This is a genomic window from Paenibacillus sp. G34, assembly GCF_056856875.1.
This window is the reverse complement of the sequence record NZ_CM166469.1, coordinates 2,643,111-2,662,046: the sequence shown is the minus strand read 5'-3', so window position 1 is coordinate 2,662,046 and position 18,936 is coordinate 2,643,111. Positions and strand designations below refer to the sequence as shown.

Here is an 18,936-nt window from a genome sequence, read left to right as displayed (position 1 = left end):
AACTCATCCTTTCATACCTGAAGTAATCATACCGCTGACAAAATAACGTTGGAACACCATAAAAACAATCAGCACAGGAAGCATCGTTATAACGGACATCGCAAGCAAACTGCCCCAATCCACGTTGTATTCACCAATAAAATTAGAGAGAGCTAACTGGATCGTATATTTCGATGGATCACTAATCGCAATTAACGGCCATACAAAATCATCCCATCTCCACATGAAGGAGAAGATCGCAAGCACGGCAAGAATCGGCTTCGCTATAGGAAGAATGATGCTCCAGTAAATTTTCCATTCACCTGCGCCATCCATCCGCGCTGCTTCCATCAATTCATCTGGTACGCTTAGCAAATACTGCCGCATAAGGAATACACCCGTCGGGGTCGCAGCCGGTGGGATAATAATCGCGAGCAGGCTATTATACATTCCAAGTGCGCTGAGCACCTTGAAGATCGGAATCATAATGACTTCAATCGGAATCATAAGTGTTGAGATAAAACCGATTAAGATGATTGAGCTTCCCCGGAAGCGGTACTTTGCAAGTGCAAAGCCTGCCATGGAATTGATCAGTAACAGCAACACTGTTGAGGATAGCGTTACAATGGTACTATTCATAAAATACAGGCCAAAATCACCTTTCCTGAAAGCCTCTTTGAAATGCTCAAAGGTAACTGGCTGCGGCCACAGCTTGGGAGGGAAGCTGTACAGATCGCTATTTGTTTTCAGAGCAGAGATAACGACCCACAAGACAGGCAGGAGCCACAGCACTGCGGCAATACTTAACATACTGTAGATGATAACTTTGACCCAAGGTTTCATGACCATCATGTAGCCCCTCCTTTCGATAGACGGAATTGCAGAGCCGAGAATCCGCCAATAAGGATAAACAGCATCACCGACATGGCGCTGGCAAGGCCAAGCTCCTGCCTGTTAAAGCCAATCTCATAAATATATTGAACAATATAGGTAGTATCCTTGCCTGGGCCACCACCTGTAAGCGCAAACATAAGTGGAAAGGCTTTGAACGCGTCAATCAGAGCCAACATAACGACAAGCAAGCTTGTAGGCTTAAGTAGCGGAAGTGTGATATATCGGAATACCTTTGTTCCAGTCGCCCCATCCAAGCGGGCAGCTTCATAGTAATCTGTAGGTATCGCCTGCAAGCCCGCAATAAAAATGACCATAAAAAAGCCTGCACGCGACCATACTGTCGCAATAATTACAGCCGTATTTGCCCAGAACGAAGAGGTTAGAAAGCCTACAGGTTCCACCCCAACCACAGTTAACAGATAATTCAGAATGCCAAACGAATCTCCAAAAATCCATTTCCAGGTCAACCCCACGATGATGTAAGAAATCATGGTTGGCCAGTAAAATATAGCCCTGAAGAATCCACGCATACGAATCTCACGGGCAAGCAGCAGAGCAATACCTAAGGCTGCCGCATAAATTAGCGGCACAACGATTACTGCATAAATTCCCGTTCTTCCGATGGTTGACCAAAACTCTTGGTCTCCTATAATTTTGATATAATTTTCAAGGCCGTTAAACTTCATCGGATTCAATCCATCATAGACATGGAAGGAGTAATAGAGGCCGAGTAAAGATGGGAATACAATGAACGTTCCAAATATTAAGAGATTGGGAAGTATGAACAGATAAGGAGCAATCAGAAGCTTCCTGTTCTGTTTCGCCAGCGTTTTACGTTTTAATGGTTGTGCCTCACTCATATGCTTGCCCCTTTCTTATGCGTTAAGCGAAAGGGAGCCTAACAGGAATCAATAAGCCCCCAAGTGTGAATGAACGATATGACTTTACGTTTTATTGACTTTTAATAGCTTCATTAATCAGCTTGGCCGTCCGATCCAGGGCTTCTTGCGGAGTTGCCTTGTCTGACAGAACATCCATAATATTATTTTTCAAATCGGTTGAAATCTTGGAAATAAGCGTTTGTCTGGACCAGTCATTGGCCGCAAGCGGCGAACTATTTTTCAGTTCATCCGAGAAGATTTCAAACATCTCCTTGCCAAATTCATAATTCAACGTGGCGCTATCCTTCCGCGGACTCATAAACAACGACTCCTGATTATATTTGGAGTTCACTTCTTTCGATGTTAAATATTCGATAAATTCAGCAGCCTGCTCCTCCTGCCCACTACCTTGGAAAGCCATCAGGAACTTTCCGCCTGGCACGGAAGAACGCTGTGTTCCTTTTGGCATATAAGTGACGCCCCACTCAAAATCAGTAATGTCTTTGTAATTGCTGATCATCCAGTTTCCAGCCCAGTGAGCAGCAACTGTTCCGGAACGGAACAGATTGTTTGGGTTCTCCCCGCCAAGCCATACCGATTCTGGCATAATCCCTTCTTGATGCAACTGCTTGAACATCTCCATGGAGCGAATACCCGCTTCACTATTAATTGCTGCCGCACTGCCATCCTCCGTCAAGATGCTTCCCCCATTCTGGTACAACAGTGTAGACCAGCGATGTGGAGTGACATCCCAAACCATGCCATACCGTGCTCCGCCTTTGTCCATTACCTGTTTTAATGCAGCGATATACTCATCCCACGTCCATACGTCATCAGGAGAAGTCGGCACTTTGACACCGGCTTTATCAAATAAGGTTTTGTTATAAATTAATCCATTCGCTGTGACATCCATCGGCGCTGCTACGATTTTGTCATTCATAACATAATAAGGCTTCAAAGAATCAATAAATTGATCCTGAAATTGCGCAGCATTGTCTACATAAGGGGTGAGATCAACGGCTTGGTTCGCAAAAGATCCTGTATCCGTTACACGGCTCAGAGCAGGTGGTTTGCCACCAGATAACATCGTTTTTAATTTGGTTGGAAGATCTTTGAAGCCAACTTCAATGAGATTAATCTTCACTTTGGCATTGGTCTGCTCATAATCTTTGATGATTTGCTTGATCACTTCGCCTTCTTTTCCGTCAGAGAACCATAAAAAATCAAGAGTAGACTGTTTCGATCCTTCATTGTTACCTGTACTCGAGCAAGCAGTTAGCACAATAAGCAACATAACCATTACCATACTAGTGACCAGCCTAAACGTTGTTCTCTTTGTCATATCAACATCTCCTTAGATGAAATTAATGAATTTCGGCTTCGTTAAGCATTTCATTTTTTCGAAACAACTGTGGTGAAACACCCACGTATTGTTTAAAAGCTCTACTGAAATACACAGGTGTGTTAAAGCCTAATGTCTCGGATATGGACAAAATCGGTGCATCCGTTGACAGCAACAGCTTTTTGGCTTCTGCAATTCTTTTGCGTATGACATAGTTGCTGATAGTGTATCCCGTTGTTTCTTTAAAGGAATGACAAATATAATATTTATTCAAATGTAACGTTTTGGACAGTTCATCGAGCGAAACATTCTCCGCGTAATTTTGGTTCAAATAATGAAGAACCCGGCTTACGCTTGACTGCTTTTGAGAAGAAATCAGAATCGGATCGACGGATTGCTCACTAGTCATTTTACGATAAATCCTCAGCAACAACTGAGTAAGCATCAGCTTAACCATCGTTTTGCATCCTGCACTTCGGGCGTGCATCTCCTCTTTAATCCCCTTAAATGTACTTGTAATGTATTCACGCTCCTCCGGGGACCAATGTACCAACAAACCATTGGGGTGACGGAATATGGACATGAGATTTTCCAATTGACTCAGTTCAAGCATGTCTAATAACAATAATTCCGTAAAATTAACAAAACTTCGCTTGTATACAATCTCTCTCGAAGGATTAATCCGATGAGGGACTCCGCCTCTGAATATAAACATATCCCCGGGCTTCGGCTTATAAATTCGATCACCGATTAAGAACGTTGCATCCCCTTGGATGAAATAATGAATCTCATATCCATTATGTGTATGAATGGGCCATTCATCTTGAAAATTATCCGCTTCTGATCTCACATAAACTTCATTTTCCTGCAAAGCCATATTCGTCGGGGTGTGTATGGTTAACATCAATAAAGATCTCCCTTCTCAGAATACAAAAAGCAATATAGTGTAATAAAATAAAATGATAGCGCTTTACAATGAATTGTATCACAGTTTTTTCGACCTAATCAGAACAATATTGCTGTATTGTTGATCACAATTGTTGCAAATGATTAGAAAGTATTTCATACAAACAAATGCTGGAAATAAAAAAAAACCGCTGTCCAGCACTTAGGCTAGAACGCGGTGGATAAGACAAACAAGGATGCTAGGAATTATTGAGCCGGGACATTCGTATAAGAGCGATTCTCATACTCATCTTTCAGAATACTCATAACGATGCTGTCCCAATACTTCCCGCTTTTATATATTTTTTTACGGTATCGCCCTTCTTCTAAAAAGCCACATTGGAGATAACACTTGCGTGCTGCCTGATTATACTCATATACTTCAAGTTCCAAGCGATTCAGATTGAGTTCTTCGAAAGCGAACTTCTGAATCAGGCGGATGGCTTCACTCCCGTACCCTTGGCCTAGGTACTCTTTTCTTCCTATGACGATAGCTAATGAAGCAAAACGGTTTTTCCAATCTAATTTATACAGGTCAATCTGACCTATATATTCCTGCGATTCTATCGCTCCCACCACAAAGCTTTTACTCAAAGCCTTTCCTTCAACCATCGTTTTGAAAAAGGTTTCAGTTTCATAGCTCGAATGAGGATACAAGAAGTTGTCTGATAAATTTGCCGTAATGTTCGGGTCGTTGACCCACTTCTTCATATACAGCAGATCCGCATCCTGATACTCTCTGAGCATAATTCGTTCTCCATATATACGAGACATATCCGTTACCTCCTGGTATGTTTCCTGGCCTTATCCTTCTTTATTAAAATATCGATGATGAGACCTAACCCTGTCCAAAAAAGCAGATGAAACCCATAAATAAGCGGCTTGAATAGGTGTGTTGTCTCCGGGTTCATATTGATGTCTGTTAGCGGGCGGTTTAATAGTGGATTGAAAGGATTTGTTAAATATATCAAAATGTTTTTATCGTCATTACCCGACAGATTGTTGAAACACACCAGCAATGAGAACAGCACAAACCAGAAGGTCAGCTTTTTGAATATGTTCATCTTCATTGTACCTCCTCTCTAAAAAACTTACCCGATCCGTTTAATCAGGGCTAGAGATGTTATTGAGCTGTTCAATATAAACTTTTTTGTGAAAATGGAAAGATGGGAAAGTTGAATAATCCCAATATCCTCCTGCGGAGTCTTCCGTTCGATGTGGTTGTTCAAATTGACTCCATATTATGGAGTCATCTGTCTCTGTGATTTTCACCAACAACGGCCAGCAACCTGGCAGTCCGCAGTTACAGCCCAGGACTAGGGTTTTTCCTTCATAATTAAAGATATCATCCTCTTGTAGCCTGCCTGTAATGTGTGCTTCAATATGATCTACTAAATCGATATTAAGCCCTTCATATAAACCAGCAATTTCAGACTCGAATTGAGCTTCGTAACGCTTCATTCGCTCAACTAAAGATTCATTATTAACATAAATAGCAATAACGGAAGCTTCTTGTTCTTCTGAGTATTCAACTTTAAATTCAATTGAATCCATAATCTTATCTCCTGTTTGAATAAATTGTCGTTCTTAAGCGGATATCTCCCATCAGTTGCACTCCAAAGCTCGGACAACCTCACCATCGATAAGTTCCTCACTGATCCGTTGAAAACCAAGAGATTCATATAACGCATTAGCAACCACATTCTCAGGTCTATGCCCAATCAAGATGCGTTTGCAGTCTAATGCCTTTCGCATCCATTGAACCAAGGCAAGAAGTGCATCTTTTCCATATCCTCTGCCCTGACATTTACTATCTATCATAAGAGCAGGAAGCCAATAGTCACCCGCGTCATGAACTTGATCGGAGTACACTGCAAAACCAACCAGATCTGAATCATTATAGATGGCCATGGGCTGAAAATCTGTGACAAACCTGGACTCCGCCAGCCAATAAACAACCGGTGCAGGAAACGTTTTTTTCTGTTCTTCACTTACCTCAAGCCAGGTACACGCAAACCAATCATTCGTCGTAACTGGCCTCACCTGAATCGTCATTTAAAATTCCTCCTAATGGTTTTCTTGCTTTTTCGATACACATATTCAACTGTTTTCTCATGTTGCATCACTCCTTTCACGTAGGTTTATGTATTTCAGTGCGATCTATCTCGCTATGCATTTACACAAAAATTCGTTTGCAGCGTCCATTCTAATCTTCGTAGCCATTCCTTTTGTACGTTCGGTTGAGCTTTCTTGATTCGGTTCATAATCTGTATTACTTTGGATGTGGAGTAAGCTTGAATTAAATCATGGGTTACTTCGACATTTGTACGTTCTGTATATGCACCTAGTAAAACCTCTGACAGTTCCTTTGCCATGTGAGGATAATGAAGATGCACAAACCAAACCACCCATGCCACATCAAACAGCGGGTTTCCCCAACCTGCCCATTCCCAATCCAAAATGAACATTGAGTCATTGTACAACATTACATTATGCGGTCCGAAATCCCCGTGAATCAGAGTTTGACCCTCATGATCCGGAATGCTTAATACTTCTTTTGCCATACTCTTGATTCTGCTCGGTACGAACTCCAGTCCATCGACAGCTACAACGGATTTCATGATGATCGGCAACTCTTTATCTTGGTTATCTCGTTTGACGGAGTGCACGTCTCTGGCGAGATACGTCCCGAGCAGCCCATATATTCTCATGCCTTGATCAAGTCCACCTTGATCCAGAAGTGTCTGCGCGTTGACGCCTGGAACATAATCCATCGTGACAAACAGCCATTCGTCCTGCTCAAAATAATCATGTATTTGCGGAGTAACTCCAGAATGTCTTAACAAGTTCAGTGTGCTTATTTCTGTCCCTGCATCTGAATTGTTCACATGATAGATTTTAGCGATTTTCTGCGAATTCGCCCCCTCAAGCAACAGAGTCGTATTCGTATAGCCACCTGTTAATTCAACGATATTCAAATTCGGAAATCTGCTTGACAAGATATCATGTATCACTTCATGCATTCCTTCTTTCTTATTTCCTTATAAGTGCTATTCGCCTATGGGTATTCAAATCTGATCCCTGATCTCCACTAGCATCGGACTATGCTTAGTCAGTTCAGAGAACTGAAAAGATTGATTAGCAACCAAAGCTGTCCAAGCAATGCTAGCCCCTTCTGACTTCCAGACCGAATAAACATACTTGGAAAAAGCATATCCATTCAAGACGTATCCACATTCTTGTAGCTGCCTGAACAACATTGCACTTTCCTCAGTCTTCTCAATATCTGCTAGGATACAAGCCAGATTGTTTAGCGCAATGTGAATATCTCTCTGTGAGTTTCTGCAAGAGTTCATGTCTTCCCAGCTGCCGATAACGGCCTCTTTTTTAAAGTGATCCAAGGAAGACCAATCGATTTGGTCTATGAAATGCATCGTTTCATGTAGCAGCAAATCCACTTCTCTTTCGTCTCTCGAGTGATACAAATAAGCGAGGCGCTGTTTGTTATATACAATGCGGGCAAAAAGAATATTATCCCACAGCTCATCTTCTTCAATGAGCTGTTTCATATGTTCTAGAACATATGGGATCTCGTTGTATCTTTCTAACGCCCAGAACGTACCGCTCAATGCACGGTGGCTCTCAAAGCGAACGGCGCGATTGGAAGCGAGCTTCGGTGCATGATCACAAGCGTATTGGTACCAGTCAATCCAATGCCCGAGATCATTCCCTACAGACAATGATAATGCCTGTGTCGAATCGGAAACGATCCAGTGTAACTGATCCGGGGTAAGGTTTTCTTTCCCCCATTCGAAGAATGCCCGATGATTGGTATAAAGTGGTTCCGGTTTTCTTAACAAGGCGTAGCCATCTGAAATATTCCAATATACCCAGCCGCGTTCAGGCACAGACAACTTGCTAGATTGCTCGTATTCTTCCAGTAAATCAATCATGCCTTGATGATCCCTTTGGGTTACGAATTCCTGAAAAGTCCGGATTATATCCATTCGAATCACCGCCCTTTATAGATATATACATTTGAGATGTATAACTTGAAAGAAAACAATTGTCAGATTGCACGTGTAAATAAGTTCTGCTTATCTCCCTATGACAACGGCTTTGTACCACAAGCAGTAATGAAGTTCATCATGGCATAGGCTTCTGGCGAATGATTTATGGCTTCGAAAGCTCCCTGTAACTGGGCAAACTCCTCCTCGCTAATGATCCCCTTTTCAACGAAATGTACAAAACGTTGCAGATTAAATTGCTGCTTAAAGCCTTCTATCCCCAATAAATCGCTATGTTGAAGAACAGCATCCGTGTCAATATGAATGTATCCGCTCTCAGAAAGCAGTCGCGGCAAACTTCTGCCAATTAACCGGTTACCACCATGTTGTGCAACATAGTCCGCAATTTTCATTAATACGGTGTGCAACGCCGGTATATCCGGATTCACTGCCCCAAAAACACCATCGTCAACATCTATAATAGCAAGTCGGCCACCGGGCTTGAGCACACGATAAATTTCTTGTGCTGCTTCGATCGGATGATGCAGGTGAAGAAAGATGAGTCTAGCTACTACGAAATCAAACGTATCATCCGGCAAATCCATCTGATAAATGGATGATTCCACAAATTGCAGTCGCTCAGAAGAAACGTCTTTCAGCCGTTCTTTGGCTTGTGATTGTAACGTATGATCAATCTCAAGCGAAGTTATCTCGCTGTCTGGCAAGCTGTTCAATAATTGCTCTGTTATGTAACCAGGCCCGCTTCCAACCTCTAATACACGCATTCCATTTTTGAGCCCATACCAAGCCAGATTACGGAATTCCTTAGACCATCCCATAACGGCTTGTATCCTTAACCTCTCTAGTTCTTCTTGAAAACTTAATACTGTGGTTTGGGAATTATAAGTTGAACGTGAGTCCATCGTATTTCTCCTCCTGCTCTTCATTGAGATTGTAAATCTACATGATTACACTTTTTATTACACTTTTTTCCTACCTAAAAAAAGAGCCACCTTGTGATGTTTCTCGATCATTCCGCCTGCATCATCAATAGAATCTTTAATTCTTCCTAAAAGTAAACGCCGAACATCCTCAGAGAGCTGCTGATGCTTGGAATTCGTATTTAACAGCGCGGTATATTCATCACTCGAACAGGACTGTATCCAGTTATACTCCTTGACTTGAATATCTGTGAACAAACCAGAATGCTCCGTTATTTCTTTACGCTCTCTAATGACTTCATCGGGTGAAGGATACTGAGAATCATCCAAATGAGAGGCTAACGCAATGTAATGGGAACGAATCTCTTGATGTAGCTGATCATAGCCTGGAACATGAATCGTCCAGAAAAATCCTATGCAGCCCTCATCCTCGAGCAATTCTGAGGCTCTGCGGTAACCGAATTCTGGATCAATAAAATGAAATGCAGTTCCTGACACCATCATCTTGAAAAGCTTTCCTTCATTATTCCACTCTTCAAAGGAAGTGTTGATGACTTGAATCGATGGATACGATTTGAATTTATCTGCGGTAAACTGTGCCAGATTACTGCCTAATTCAATACACGTAATGTTTGTATAGTCCTCACTTACCAGCCCTCCAGTTGCCTGCCCTGTTCCGCAACCGACCTCTAGAATGGAATCACCCTTCTGAAGCTTCGCGTATGTAAAAATATCCTCAAACATCTCACTCGGATAGACAGGTCTGTACCGATCATATTCACTCGCCACAAGATTGAATGTCTCCTTGTTTTCCATAGAATCAGCCTCCAATTTTTACTAGCATTATATTCTCATTTTCATTGACTAAACTCACCATATTTTATTATTCTTGAACATAAGTGAACAAACCTCTCAATAATGGAATGATACTGTTTCTGTTGCTTAAGATATTAAAATGAATCGGGGTGTTCCGATGAAAAGTATCTTTGAACCCAAGCATGCTGCTGAAATTACAGAGCGTATGGATCAACTCACAGAAGATTCTACACCTCAGTGGGGCAGCATGCAGGTTTCTCAAATGTTAGCTCACTGTTCTGCTTTTCACGATATTCCCCTCGGTAATACGTTCCCGCCAAGAGGTCTGCTTGGAAGACTTGTTGGACGGTTTGCCAAACCGATGTTTTACAATGAAAAGCCCTTACCTCAAAATATGTCGACCATTCCGACAATCGTGATTGATGATGATCGAGAATTTGGGGCAGAGAAAGACAAGCTGAAACAGCAGATCACCACTTTTCAAATAAACGGCCTGGCACAATGCGCTCAACATCCCCATCCTTTCTTCGGAAAACTGACAACTGAGCAATGGGGAAAAGGAATCTATAAACATCTGGACCATCACCTAAAGCAATTTGGGGTTTAACCAGGCTCGGACAGATCACATCATACGAAAAAGCCCATGGCAAAATTCAAGCTTAATAATACATCTCTACATGTACCAAGCTCCAATATGCCATGGGCGATATCGAGTTAAACACTTATCCTTTACTTCTTACTTTCATGCACCGCCAGTTAAGGTCACAACCGATTTCCCCGGAATGTATACATTAAAAGATGACTCCTCTTCCGTAGCTGTAACTCTCTCCTGACAAACCAGATCCAGTTCCGCATTGGTCACGTAAGACTCCATTGTATTGACCATTCCATTCAGACCCAAGTCATGAAGATGAACTTGAACATACTTGTCATGTTCACCATGATTCACAAAAACGGCAGTCACGGTTTGCTCTCCTTCATGGACATAAGCTGAACCTAACAAACCGCTGTCGGCTTCCTCACCTAGCCCGGTCAAGTCGATTCGCTTCGAACCAGGCCGAATGAATCTGCTATAGTTACCAAGTACCCACAGCATTTTCGAAGTTAGTATATTTTGCTCGTCGCCTGCTTCATTGAAATCCGTATAGATCAATCCATCCTTGTAATCCACTTTGGAAACCGCAGTCCACCATTGCCATGCGGCCGCACTCGCTTCTACCAGATCAAAATGAATCGTTCTTGCAACATGAAGCGCAGGCTCAATGCCTAAATCACGTCCAGGTCCATAGTCTCCCAAAATGCAATACTCCGTTACCCAGTATTTGCTGTCCGGGTCATAGTGTTTCATGTTGGTGTGCAGTAGCTTTCTAAGTCTGACCAACCGATCATCACCAGGACTTCTGTAGTCAGACCAGTACGAATGTGAAGCGATTTTATTCCCTATGGCTTCTTTCACCTGAGGATCACCAATCATGTCCTTTATGTACTCCCGATATTTCCCTGTGCCTAGTTTGTTAGCCCCGCTTGAATAGATGCCGCTGCCTGCAAACTGACGATAATATTCATCGTCAAGCAACGACGTGATTTCTACGCCGTCCGGTGCACTGATCCGTGCGTTCAGATCCGTCTGCTGCAGTTGGCGGTACAATTCAAGAATCACTTGTTTCAGATCATCGTTATTGTAACGATTCCCCTCCTGCCAAGACTGGTTCCAGTCCCAAGTCGGCTCGTTGATTGGACTAATATAGTCAAAGTCGAATCCTTTTCCCTTGAAATGGGTTAATACGTCAATCAAATAGGACGCAAACTTCCCTTCATAACCTGGCTTCAGATTCGTTGAACCCACTTCAAGATCAGGCTGAGCATGACCATTTTTGGTCATCCACACCGGCGGGCTGTTCACAAAAGCGATAAGTGTCTGCACGCCTCGATCCCGAGCGGCTTGAAGAAACCACTGTTGGCCCGACTGTTTATTCCAATCATACTCGTGTTCCTCTGACATTTTGAAAGCTTCGGCCCGTCTCCATGGGTCGGGGATCTGCTCCTGGTCGGTTTCTGTTGATCCTGCGCCTATGTTAAAACGCCATGCGGACAACCCGATTCCTCTCTCCCTGGAAAATAACAGATCGGCGATCTGCGCCTTGTTTTCCTCATTCCAATGCTTCCCCAAAGGTTCCATCGACCACGCATCCGATGCGCCAAAATTGTCAATGCTCTGATAACAGGTCTTTCCATTGATCGTAACATGTACATCCGGCTTATCTTTTGTTTCTGGATTATCTCGTTGCATCCCTCATCCTCCTCTTCCGGCTCTAACTTTTCAGACATCTGTACCAACGACTCATTACTTTGCTATGGATAAGAGACTGCCATATGTATAGACAGCCTCTTATGAATTCAGAGACCTTCACAAATGAACAAGTGAAGATCCGCTTTACATTTGTCGTTACGATCGCTTTTATCCTACAAGACCGGAACGTTCCACACTCTCCACGAAATGACGCTGAACGAATAGGTAAATGATAATCAGCGGTAGAATCGCCATCAACACACTTGTATTCATCATCATGGACATGAAAAATGGATCTTGTGTATAAGATGCCGCCGCCTGACCACCACCTGTTAGATACGTAGCAATCGTAAATCCGGAGGAAGACATCATCGACGACATGACTTTCGGTTCGTTCAGATACATATTAGTAAAGAATGAGTCATTCCACTGCCATACAAACGAGAACAGCATGACTGTAACCATCGAAGGTATTGCGTTAGGCAATATAATACGGCCAAACGTTTTGAAATATCCTGCACCATCCACGTATGCCGCCTCTTCAATCTCACGCGGAATACCTCTGAAGAACTGGCGGAAAATGTAGACGTACAGACCCGTTTTCACACCCATCCCAAGGGCTGCGGAAATGAGAAACGGCCAATACGTATTGATTAAGTTGGCTGGACTGCCTCGGAACAGCTCGATCAGACCCATCACATCAAAGTTTTTAAAGTTCAGATAGAGTGGAATCATGATCGTCTGTGAAGGGACCAGAATGGTAAATATTACGGCTGCAAACAGAAAACCGCTGCCCCGGAACTTGATTCTGGCGAAACCGTAACCTGCCAGCACACAGGTTATCGTCTGAAGTAACATAACCGCAGAAGACAACCATAGAGTATTCATGAGCACGCCGGGATAATTCATCGCCGTGAACACAAGTTTAAAGTTTTCGAGCGTAAACGTACGCGGAATCCAGATCACCGTTGGATCATACAGATCGGACATGCTTTTAAAGGAAATCGATATTTTCAATAAAATCGGGTAAAGAATGACAAATGAGATACCAAAGATCAGGACAAATCGAACGAGAATCCATGCCCACTTCTTAATCGCTTCGAACCAGTAGGCCGTAGAACCCAAGCGCTGTAGCCATTCCTTCTTCGCAGGCGGCTGTCCTGCTGCGGTTTCTGTCTTCATGTCAGGCCTCCTTCAGAATTACTAATTTTGATAAAAGACCTTACGGGACACCAGGGCGGTCGTTACCCACAGGATCAGTGCGATAACGCCGAAATACATCCAGGACATCGCCGCACTGAGTCCAAAGTTAAAGCTCTTGAAGGCCGTATCTACCACAAGCCGACTCGTCTGATCACTGATGAAGCTATCCACGATGGTATACACCAGATTCGTCAGAATCAACGGGCTCAGCATCGGGAACGTAATTTTCCAAAAGGCTTCATAGCCCGTAGATCCTTCAATTTTGGCAGCTTCATACAGCGATGGAGAGATCGATTGAAGACCCGCAAGGAAAATCAAAATCTGTACGCCAGACTGACTGACAATCTCGTAAATCCGACTGACCGCACCTGTCAGATATTCAACCAGAATTGGACTCATGCCCGATTCAAGCAGCATAATGGTCAAATCCAGATTTTTCATCACGGACAGTCCGCCGCCCGTCATATCATTGGCACTACGAACAACGGATTGCATCAAGTCACCGTTTTCGATACTCGCAATAATACCTGAGGCCAGAATAACTGGAAGGAAAAAAATGGCTCTCGCCAAAACCCTTCCATGAAACTTCTGATTCAGAATCACGGCAAAAAACAAGCTGAAAATAATAATTAACGGTGTATTCACGACGATATTGACCACAGATTCAGTCAGCATCCTCACATAGGATTCATGAGAGAATAAAGCCTCGCGGAAATTCGCCAAACCGATAAATTCCAGCGTAAACCCTTCATTGGACACCTGTAGATTGCTCAGACTGTATCGGAACGATGAGATCAGAGGCACCATGAACAGCAGCAGGAAGCCGATGAACCAAGGCAGGATGAAATACAAACCGTAATATCTGTTTTTCTGTTCTAACGATAATTTCTTGAGTTTCATTCCGGCGTGTCACCTCCTACCTTGTAGCTCTTCGCTGCAACACGTATGCCGTTTAGTTCCACATCAGCATCGTTGTAATTCACAATAACCGTTTTGCCTTTTTCGAATGTCGTTTGATAAACACCCTTACTCAGCTTCTCATGTTTCACAATGGTTTGATTCTGTACATCCTGTAACACATTGCTCAGTTCCTTATAGCGCTCAGCGGATTCCTGAATCCAGCGCCGGTAATCGGCTGAATATAACGCGTCAAAACTCGTCAATTTGATCGCAGATGGATCTGCGTAGAACCACGTGTAATATGGTGCCGATCCGGTTTCAATCGCCCGCAGCATCTGTACATGGGAATCTTGGTCATCCGCCATGTTCCATGCCTGCCCTGTGTATTGGACGTAGCCGTGATAGACCAGTTGGAAAAAAGGGACCGCTTCATCGGTGATGTTAAACCCGCTGTTGCTCACAGGTGCATCTACAATATGTCTGGCATAGGGACTCGCATAACTATTGCCGCCTTCTACAAGAAGAGAGGCATCCGAACTGCGCACCTGTTCAAGCTGCTGTATTGCAATTTCTTTGGCCTGTTCGCGATTGATCACGTTAGCACGGTTGAAGTCGGAATTCAGCTGGTCGCCTAAATCTCGAAGCGACAGACCTGTAAGTCCTGTTTCCTTGTAATCTTGCAAAAACCCGTTCACAATGCCCGGCACCGCTTCCGGACTCAGCACATAGCCAGGAGATGCTTCATCATCCCGTGTAAAGGAGGAGATATGGTACGGGAATAACTGCGCGAGTTTACCTGTAATTTGGCGTGAAGCATACGATTTCTTGAATCCTTTTGCTTCTGGGAACGCCTCCAGGAAAGATACGTCCGGGTATAATCCAAAACCATTTTCTTGTGTGTAGGCCTGCAGGTTTTGCAAACCTTTAGCGCCACCAAGCTTTTTATCTACATCGATGGACTTCGGCATATTATGATGAATGCCTCCGCCAAACCACCCCGAGTACCGAAGCTGGATGTCCTCTACACCCAGGCTTTGCATTTCTTTTAAAATATCCTGCGCCTCTTCAAACGTCGTCAGAGGTTCATAGGCATTGTACGGGATACCCAGGAAGAATTTTTTCTTCGGAATGCCACCAATCAGTTCGACATAGAAAGGCAACGCAGTATCATCAGCCAAACGGGTGAGTTTCTTTTGCTCCGTTAGATAATCCCGATAAGTCGAGGCCATGCCGGAATAACTCGCATTGTCTGCATTCAGAAATTCATATACAACGGCCATCTCGTTATGAAAAGGCTGTGCCTGAAACCGTTTGACTGTGCTGGAACGCCAGCCATTCGTCAGGGTAACCTCTTCCATGCTGCTCAGCGCAAAGCTTGAATGTACGGTGTTGTACTGATTCAATCTGCCGCTGACATCTGCCTCGACGGACGCAACTGCATCACCTTTCTCGATGACCGCAAGGTAACCTTTGTCTCCATAACTCATACCGAACACAGGCATTCTTGCCTTCTGTTCTTTCTGAATCTGGGTGAGCTGGTTCACGGCATGATCGCTACCATACAGCACTGTACTGTATGGGGATACAGACGTTTTTTTGTTATTAAAATAAATCAATGATCCTGATCCGTCCGGCACCAAGCTATATCCTTCATCCTTCGGCCCGCTGGCACCGAAAAACGGCAGCAGAGACAAAGATTGAATCTTCATCGTATCTGGATACTGGATACCATTCTCCGGAATCGATACGCGCAGACGTCCTTCCTCCAGCCGATAGTGGACAGGCACAACGACACTTGTGCTTCCGCTTTCCTCTTCACCATAAGCCGCTTTATCAATTGCGATCTGTGCCTCATCATAACCAACAGACTCAAAGATGCGGGTAACTTTGGACAAACCTACACCTTTCAGAGAAGAGTCCCGTCTCTCGAAACGTTTGTTCTCCTCATCGTACTTAAAGCGCTTCTCGATTTCTTTCTGATCTTTTTCTTCCAGTTTCGCGAGAATCAACGTGTTAAAGCGTTCCTCGCTAATATATTTAGGGATAGCTTCAATATCACTTTTGACTTCACCCAGCGTGTATACGATGTTGAGGCCGTCCTCTACTTTTTCAACTTCAAACTGACCACTCTCTACACTGTGCGTAAAATTATCGTATTTGAGCGCATTGCCCGTATTATCGTAATACGTCAATTCAAACTGCACATTCAGCTGGGATTTGTTATATCCGGTCGCAATGGCATCTGCTTCACGATCCTGTGGATTGGAAAACCACATGGCACCATTCTTCTTGTCCTTGACCGCAATCTCTGTGGTTTCCGGCTTTAGATACAGGATCAGGCCATCCTTTTCTGCAACAGCTTCCATCCCCTCAGGGACAGCTACTGCTTCCTTATTCTGTTGATTCGCCGATGCTGCCTTCGCTCCTGAGCTGGTCGCAACGGACTGCTCTTCTCCCTCACGTGAAGCATCCGCCTTCTCCTGCTCCGATGAACTTTGTTGTGTTTCAGACGACTCAGCAGACGTATTCTTACTCGTCTCTTGTGAATCGCCAGATGTGGTTGCCACCCGTTCCGATACGGATTCCGCATAATTGACATTTTGAGACGTGAACAAACTTGCGATGAGGATAGCCGCTGCCAATGCGGTACGCTTTTTTCTCATATCAGGCACCTCCTTTCTTCTCCTATTCGCGCAGTGTAATCTCTTGAAAGAGGGTATAACCAAAACTGATAATTTGCTGGATCAGGCTAAAGAAAAGCAAGCCCAGGAAGATCACAACACCCATTACTACGAGCGTAAGCAGCATGGTCATAATCGTTTTCATGACCGAATACTGATGTACCGTCTTGGTTCCGATAAAAAGCAGCCACACAAACCAGATGACACCGAACGAATCCAGCAAGTAATAAAAAGAAGATTCGCGCAGCGTAATCACATTACTAAGCAAAATATTGGGAATGTTAACCAGAATAAGCGGAAGCATCGCATATCCTGTTGCAATCAAGATGTCTTTGAACTTGCCTTCCCCGTCCATCAGCGTGGTCAGCGACCAATTGGCAATACACCAGAGGAGAAAAGGGAGTACGATATACTTGAACTCGTTAATACTGTTAAGTGAAAGTGGATAGTTGTCATTGACAACATATCCGGCAAACTGTCGCTTCAAGATCATTGTTACCGTCACGGCAAGCAACACCAGTAATGCAACGCGCAATCTACCTTTATTTTCATATTTCAAATCCCAGTATCCGTCAAACGGACGTACCGCGACATGTAGAGAGTATTTGAGTTCCTTAATTAGCGACATCTGTGGCCCCCCTCTCATTCCGTGTTCTGGCGATCCGGCGCCAGACGATAACGCTGATTAACAATGCAATCGCTACAGTCATGTACAACCCGAAATATTCGCGCATATATTCTCTCCGATACTTAGCTAAAGCTTTGGAATAGTATTCGCGGTCATTCCCCAGCTTAAGATAGGTCATGGCTTCCTTGTACTTTCCTTCTCGCAGCATTGATTTGCCGATCCCGATATAGGCCATCTCATAGTTCGCGTCAAGGCGCAGTACCTCTTGCCATAACTTGGCGGCTTCCGTATGTTTACCAGAGCTGTACAACCGATTGGCCTCATTAACCAGGCTTCCAAAGGTTGTCGCCTTGAACTCCGTAATCCGGCCGAGATCTCGATCCAGTACGTAGATAGCGTCTCCATGGCTTTCGATAGCGACCGGATTTTTGAACGTACCGATCTGATTGCCCAGTTGACCTATGACATAGAGGAGATTACCGTCCTCGTTATACGTGAACACCCGTCCTCTAGTTGAATCTAGTGCGCGATAGACACCGTTACTGGACACCTTGATATCCACGAAGGAAGAGCGATTGAAGGTCAAATCTCCGACCGGTGCAAATTCACCGTTGACCCGTAGTACATCAATACCGGACGGATTCAATCTTTTGACGGAAGAAAGCGAGTTTTTATCCGCTGTTGTGGTGTAGATAAAACCGCCATCATCGATGTCCGCGTTGTTGAACTCCAGCGGGATAAACCGAACCATTTTCTCACGTTGTTCCTTCGTAGATACGGTTTTCCAGAACAGATCGACTGGATCAAACTGCACACGATTGGTACCCATAAATCCTGTGAAACGTCCGTCACTGTCGAACTCAATCAGTCCTTCGAAGACCCCACGACCAACCACATAGATTCGTCCAGCTTTGTCCACGATCACCTTGCGAGGAAAGTATTCAAAGTTATCACTAAGCACATCCGACTCTGGTGCACCGATGGCACGCACAAAAGTACCATCTTGATTCAACTCTACGATCCGTCGGTTTTCGGTATCTGCAACGTAGATTTGACCAGCTTCCGTCACGAAGAGTCCCTCAGGGTTGTTAAAACTATCCTTTTTACCGTCATGGTTAAAATCTTGAATGACCCGAACCGCTTCCCATTTCTCATTTAAGACAACGATCCGTCCATTGCCTGAATCCAGAATATAGAGCAAGCCATCTTTCGCAGCATATAAATCCAGCGGTGACTGCCATGCTCCTGTTCCGGCCTCTTCCCCTGTGATTACTCTGGAGGGAAGAAACGCAATCGGTGACTTCACCGAATCTCCCCAATAGTTGTAGGTATATCCCTCATACGGTGCCGCATGAGCCTGGTTATGTCCTAATCCAGCAATCAGCAGGGAAGCTACCAGAACGATTAGCCATGATTTCACTCTCATCTG

General features: G+C 44.0%; 19 protein-coding genes. 1 reads left to right on the top strand and 18 read right to left on the bottom strand.

Features of this window, described 5'->3' with window-relative positions:
- Nucleotides 1-3: 3 nt before the first annotated feature.
- From AC1VYS_RS12290 to AC1VYS_RS12235, 12 genes are all read right to left on the bottom strand, one after another.
- On the bottom strand, nt 4-828 hold the full coding sequence (locus tag AC1VYS_RS12290; protein ID WP_482914973.1) for a carbohydrate ABC transporter permease: 825 nt from the start codon (nt 826-828) through the stop codon (nt 4-6).
- Nucleotides 828-1,733, bottom strand: a complete 906-nt coding sequence (locus AC1VYS_RS12285) for a carbohydrate ABC transporter permease (protein ID WP_482914464.1) — start codon at nt 1,731-1,733, stop codon at nt 828-830. Before AC1VYS_RS12285 ends, AC1VYS_RS12290 begins: the two co-directional genes overlap by 1 nt.
- A gap of 91 nt (nt 1,734-1,824) precedes the next feature.
- Nucleotides 1,825-3,096 carry an ABC transporter substrate-binding protein gene (locus tag AC1VYS_RS12280; protein ID WP_482914463.1) on the bottom strand — a complete coding sequence of 424 codons (1,272 nt, stop codon included), beginning with the start codon at nt 3,094-3,096 and terminating at the stop codon, nt 1,825-1,827.
- Nucleotides 3,097-3,118: 22 nt separating this feature from the next.
- A complete protein-coding gene (locus AC1VYS_RS12275; protein ID WP_482914462.1) occupies nt 3,119-4,000 on the bottom strand; it encodes a helix-turn-helix domain-containing protein in 882 nt (293 codons plus the stop codon).
- Between the two features lie 248 nt (nt 4,001-4,248).
- A complete protein-coding gene (locus AC1VYS_RS12270) occupies nt 4,249-4,815 on the bottom strand; it encodes a GNAT family N-acetyltransferase (protein ID WP_482914461.1) in 567 nt (188 codons plus the stop codon).
- Between the two features lie 5 nt (nt 4,816-4,820).
- Nucleotides 4,821-5,105 (bottom strand): hypothetical protein, encoded by a 285-nt coding sequence (locus AC1VYS_RS12265; RefSeq protein WP_482934516.1) that lies wholly within the window; start codon nt 5,103-5,105, stop codon nt 4,821-4,823.
- A gap of 40 nt (nt 5,106-5,145) precedes the next feature.
- A complete protein-coding gene (locus tag AC1VYS_RS12260) occupies nt 5,146-5,595 on the bottom strand; it encodes a hypothetical protein (RefSeq protein WP_482914460.1) in 450 nt (149 codons plus the stop codon).
- A gap of 51 nt (nt 5,596-5,646) precedes the next feature.
- Nucleotides 5,647-6,096 carry a GNAT family N-acetyltransferase gene (locus AC1VYS_RS12255; protein ID WP_482914459.1) on the bottom strand — a complete coding sequence of 150 codons (450 nt, stop codon included), beginning with the start codon at nt 6,094-6,096 and terminating at the stop codon, nt 5,647-5,649.
- A 113-nt stretch (nt 6,097-6,209) separates the two neighbouring features.
- Nucleotides 6,210-7,040: a phosphotransferase family protein gene (locus AC1VYS_RS12250; protein WP_482914458.1), complete on the bottom strand. Its 831-nt coding sequence runs from the start codon at nt 7,038-7,040 to the stop codon at nt 6,210-6,212.
- 69 nt (nt 7,041-7,109) lie between these two features.
- Nucleotides 7,110-8,048 carry a hypothetical protein gene (locus AC1VYS_RS12245; protein WP_482914457.1) on the bottom strand — a complete coding sequence of 313 codons (939 nt, stop codon included), beginning with the start codon at nt 8,046-8,048 and terminating at the stop codon, nt 7,110-7,112.
- A gap of 98 nt (nt 8,049-8,146) precedes the next feature.
- Nucleotides 8,147-8,971, bottom strand: a complete 825-nt coding sequence (locus tag AC1VYS_RS12240) for a methyltransferase domain-containing protein (RefSeq protein WP_482914456.1) — start codon at nt 8,969-8,971, stop codon at nt 8,147-8,149.
- A gap of 57 nt (nt 8,972-9,028) precedes the next feature.
- Nucleotides 9,029-9,805, bottom strand: coding sequence for a class I SAM-dependent methyltransferase (locus AC1VYS_RS12235; RefSeq protein WP_482914455.1), 777 nt, complete (start codon nt 9,803-9,805; stop codon nt 9,029-9,031).
- Between the two features lie 157 nt (nt 9,806-9,962).
- On the opposite strand from AC1VYS_RS12235, the gene AC1VYS_RS12230 reads away from it, so the two are divergent.
- A complete protein-coding gene (locus tag AC1VYS_RS12230; RefSeq protein WP_482914454.1) occupies nt 9,963-10,412 on the top strand; it encodes a DUF1569 domain-containing protein in 450 nt (149 codons plus the stop codon).
- A gap of 135 nt (nt 10,413-10,547) precedes the next feature.
- On the opposite strand, the gene AC1VYS_RS12225 is transcribed toward AC1VYS_RS12230, so the two are convergent.
- The 6 genes from AC1VYS_RS12225 to AC1VYS_RS12200 form a co-directional block, all read right to left on the bottom strand.
- On the bottom strand, nt 10,548-12,095 hold the full coding sequence (locus AC1VYS_RS12225) for a glycoside hydrolase (RefSeq protein ID WP_482914453.1): 1,548 nt from the start codon (nt 12,093-12,095) through the stop codon (nt 10,548-10,550).
- A gap of 168 nt (nt 12,096-12,263) precedes the next feature.
- Nucleotides 12,264-13,277, bottom strand: a complete 1,014-nt coding sequence (locus AC1VYS_RS12220) for a carbohydrate ABC transporter permease (protein WP_441924015.1) — start codon at nt 13,275-13,277, stop codon at nt 12,264-12,266.
- 21 nt (nt 13,278-13,298) lie between these two features.
- On the bottom strand, nt 13,299-14,198 hold the full coding sequence (locus AC1VYS_RS12215; RefSeq protein ID WP_482914452.1) for a carbohydrate ABC transporter permease: 900 nt from the start codon (nt 14,196-14,198) through the stop codon (nt 13,299-13,301).
- Nucleotides 14,195-16,861: a DUF5696 domain-containing protein gene (locus AC1VYS_RS12210; protein WP_482914451.1), complete on the bottom strand. Its 2,667-nt coding sequence runs from the start codon at nt 16,859-16,861 to the stop codon at nt 14,195-14,197. Before AC1VYS_RS12210 ends, AC1VYS_RS12215 begins: the two co-directional genes overlap by 4 nt.
- Before the next feature lie 22 nt (nt 16,862-16,883).
- On the bottom strand, nt 16,884-17,507 hold the full coding sequence (locus AC1VYS_RS12205; RefSeq protein ID WP_482914450.1) for a Yip1 family protein: 624 nt from the start codon (nt 17,505-17,507) through the stop codon (nt 16,884-16,886).
- The gene (locus AC1VYS_RS12200) at nt 17,494-18,933 is read right to left on the bottom strand and encodes a gluconolactonase (RefSeq protein ID WP_482914449.1); all 1,440 of its coding nucleotides are present in this window, start codon (nt 18,931-18,933) and stop codon (nt 17,494-17,496) included. The genes AC1VYS_RS12205 and AC1VYS_RS12200 overlap by 14 nt, the downstream gene beginning before the upstream one ends.
- Between the last annotated feature and the right edge of the window lie 3 nt (nt 18,934-18,936).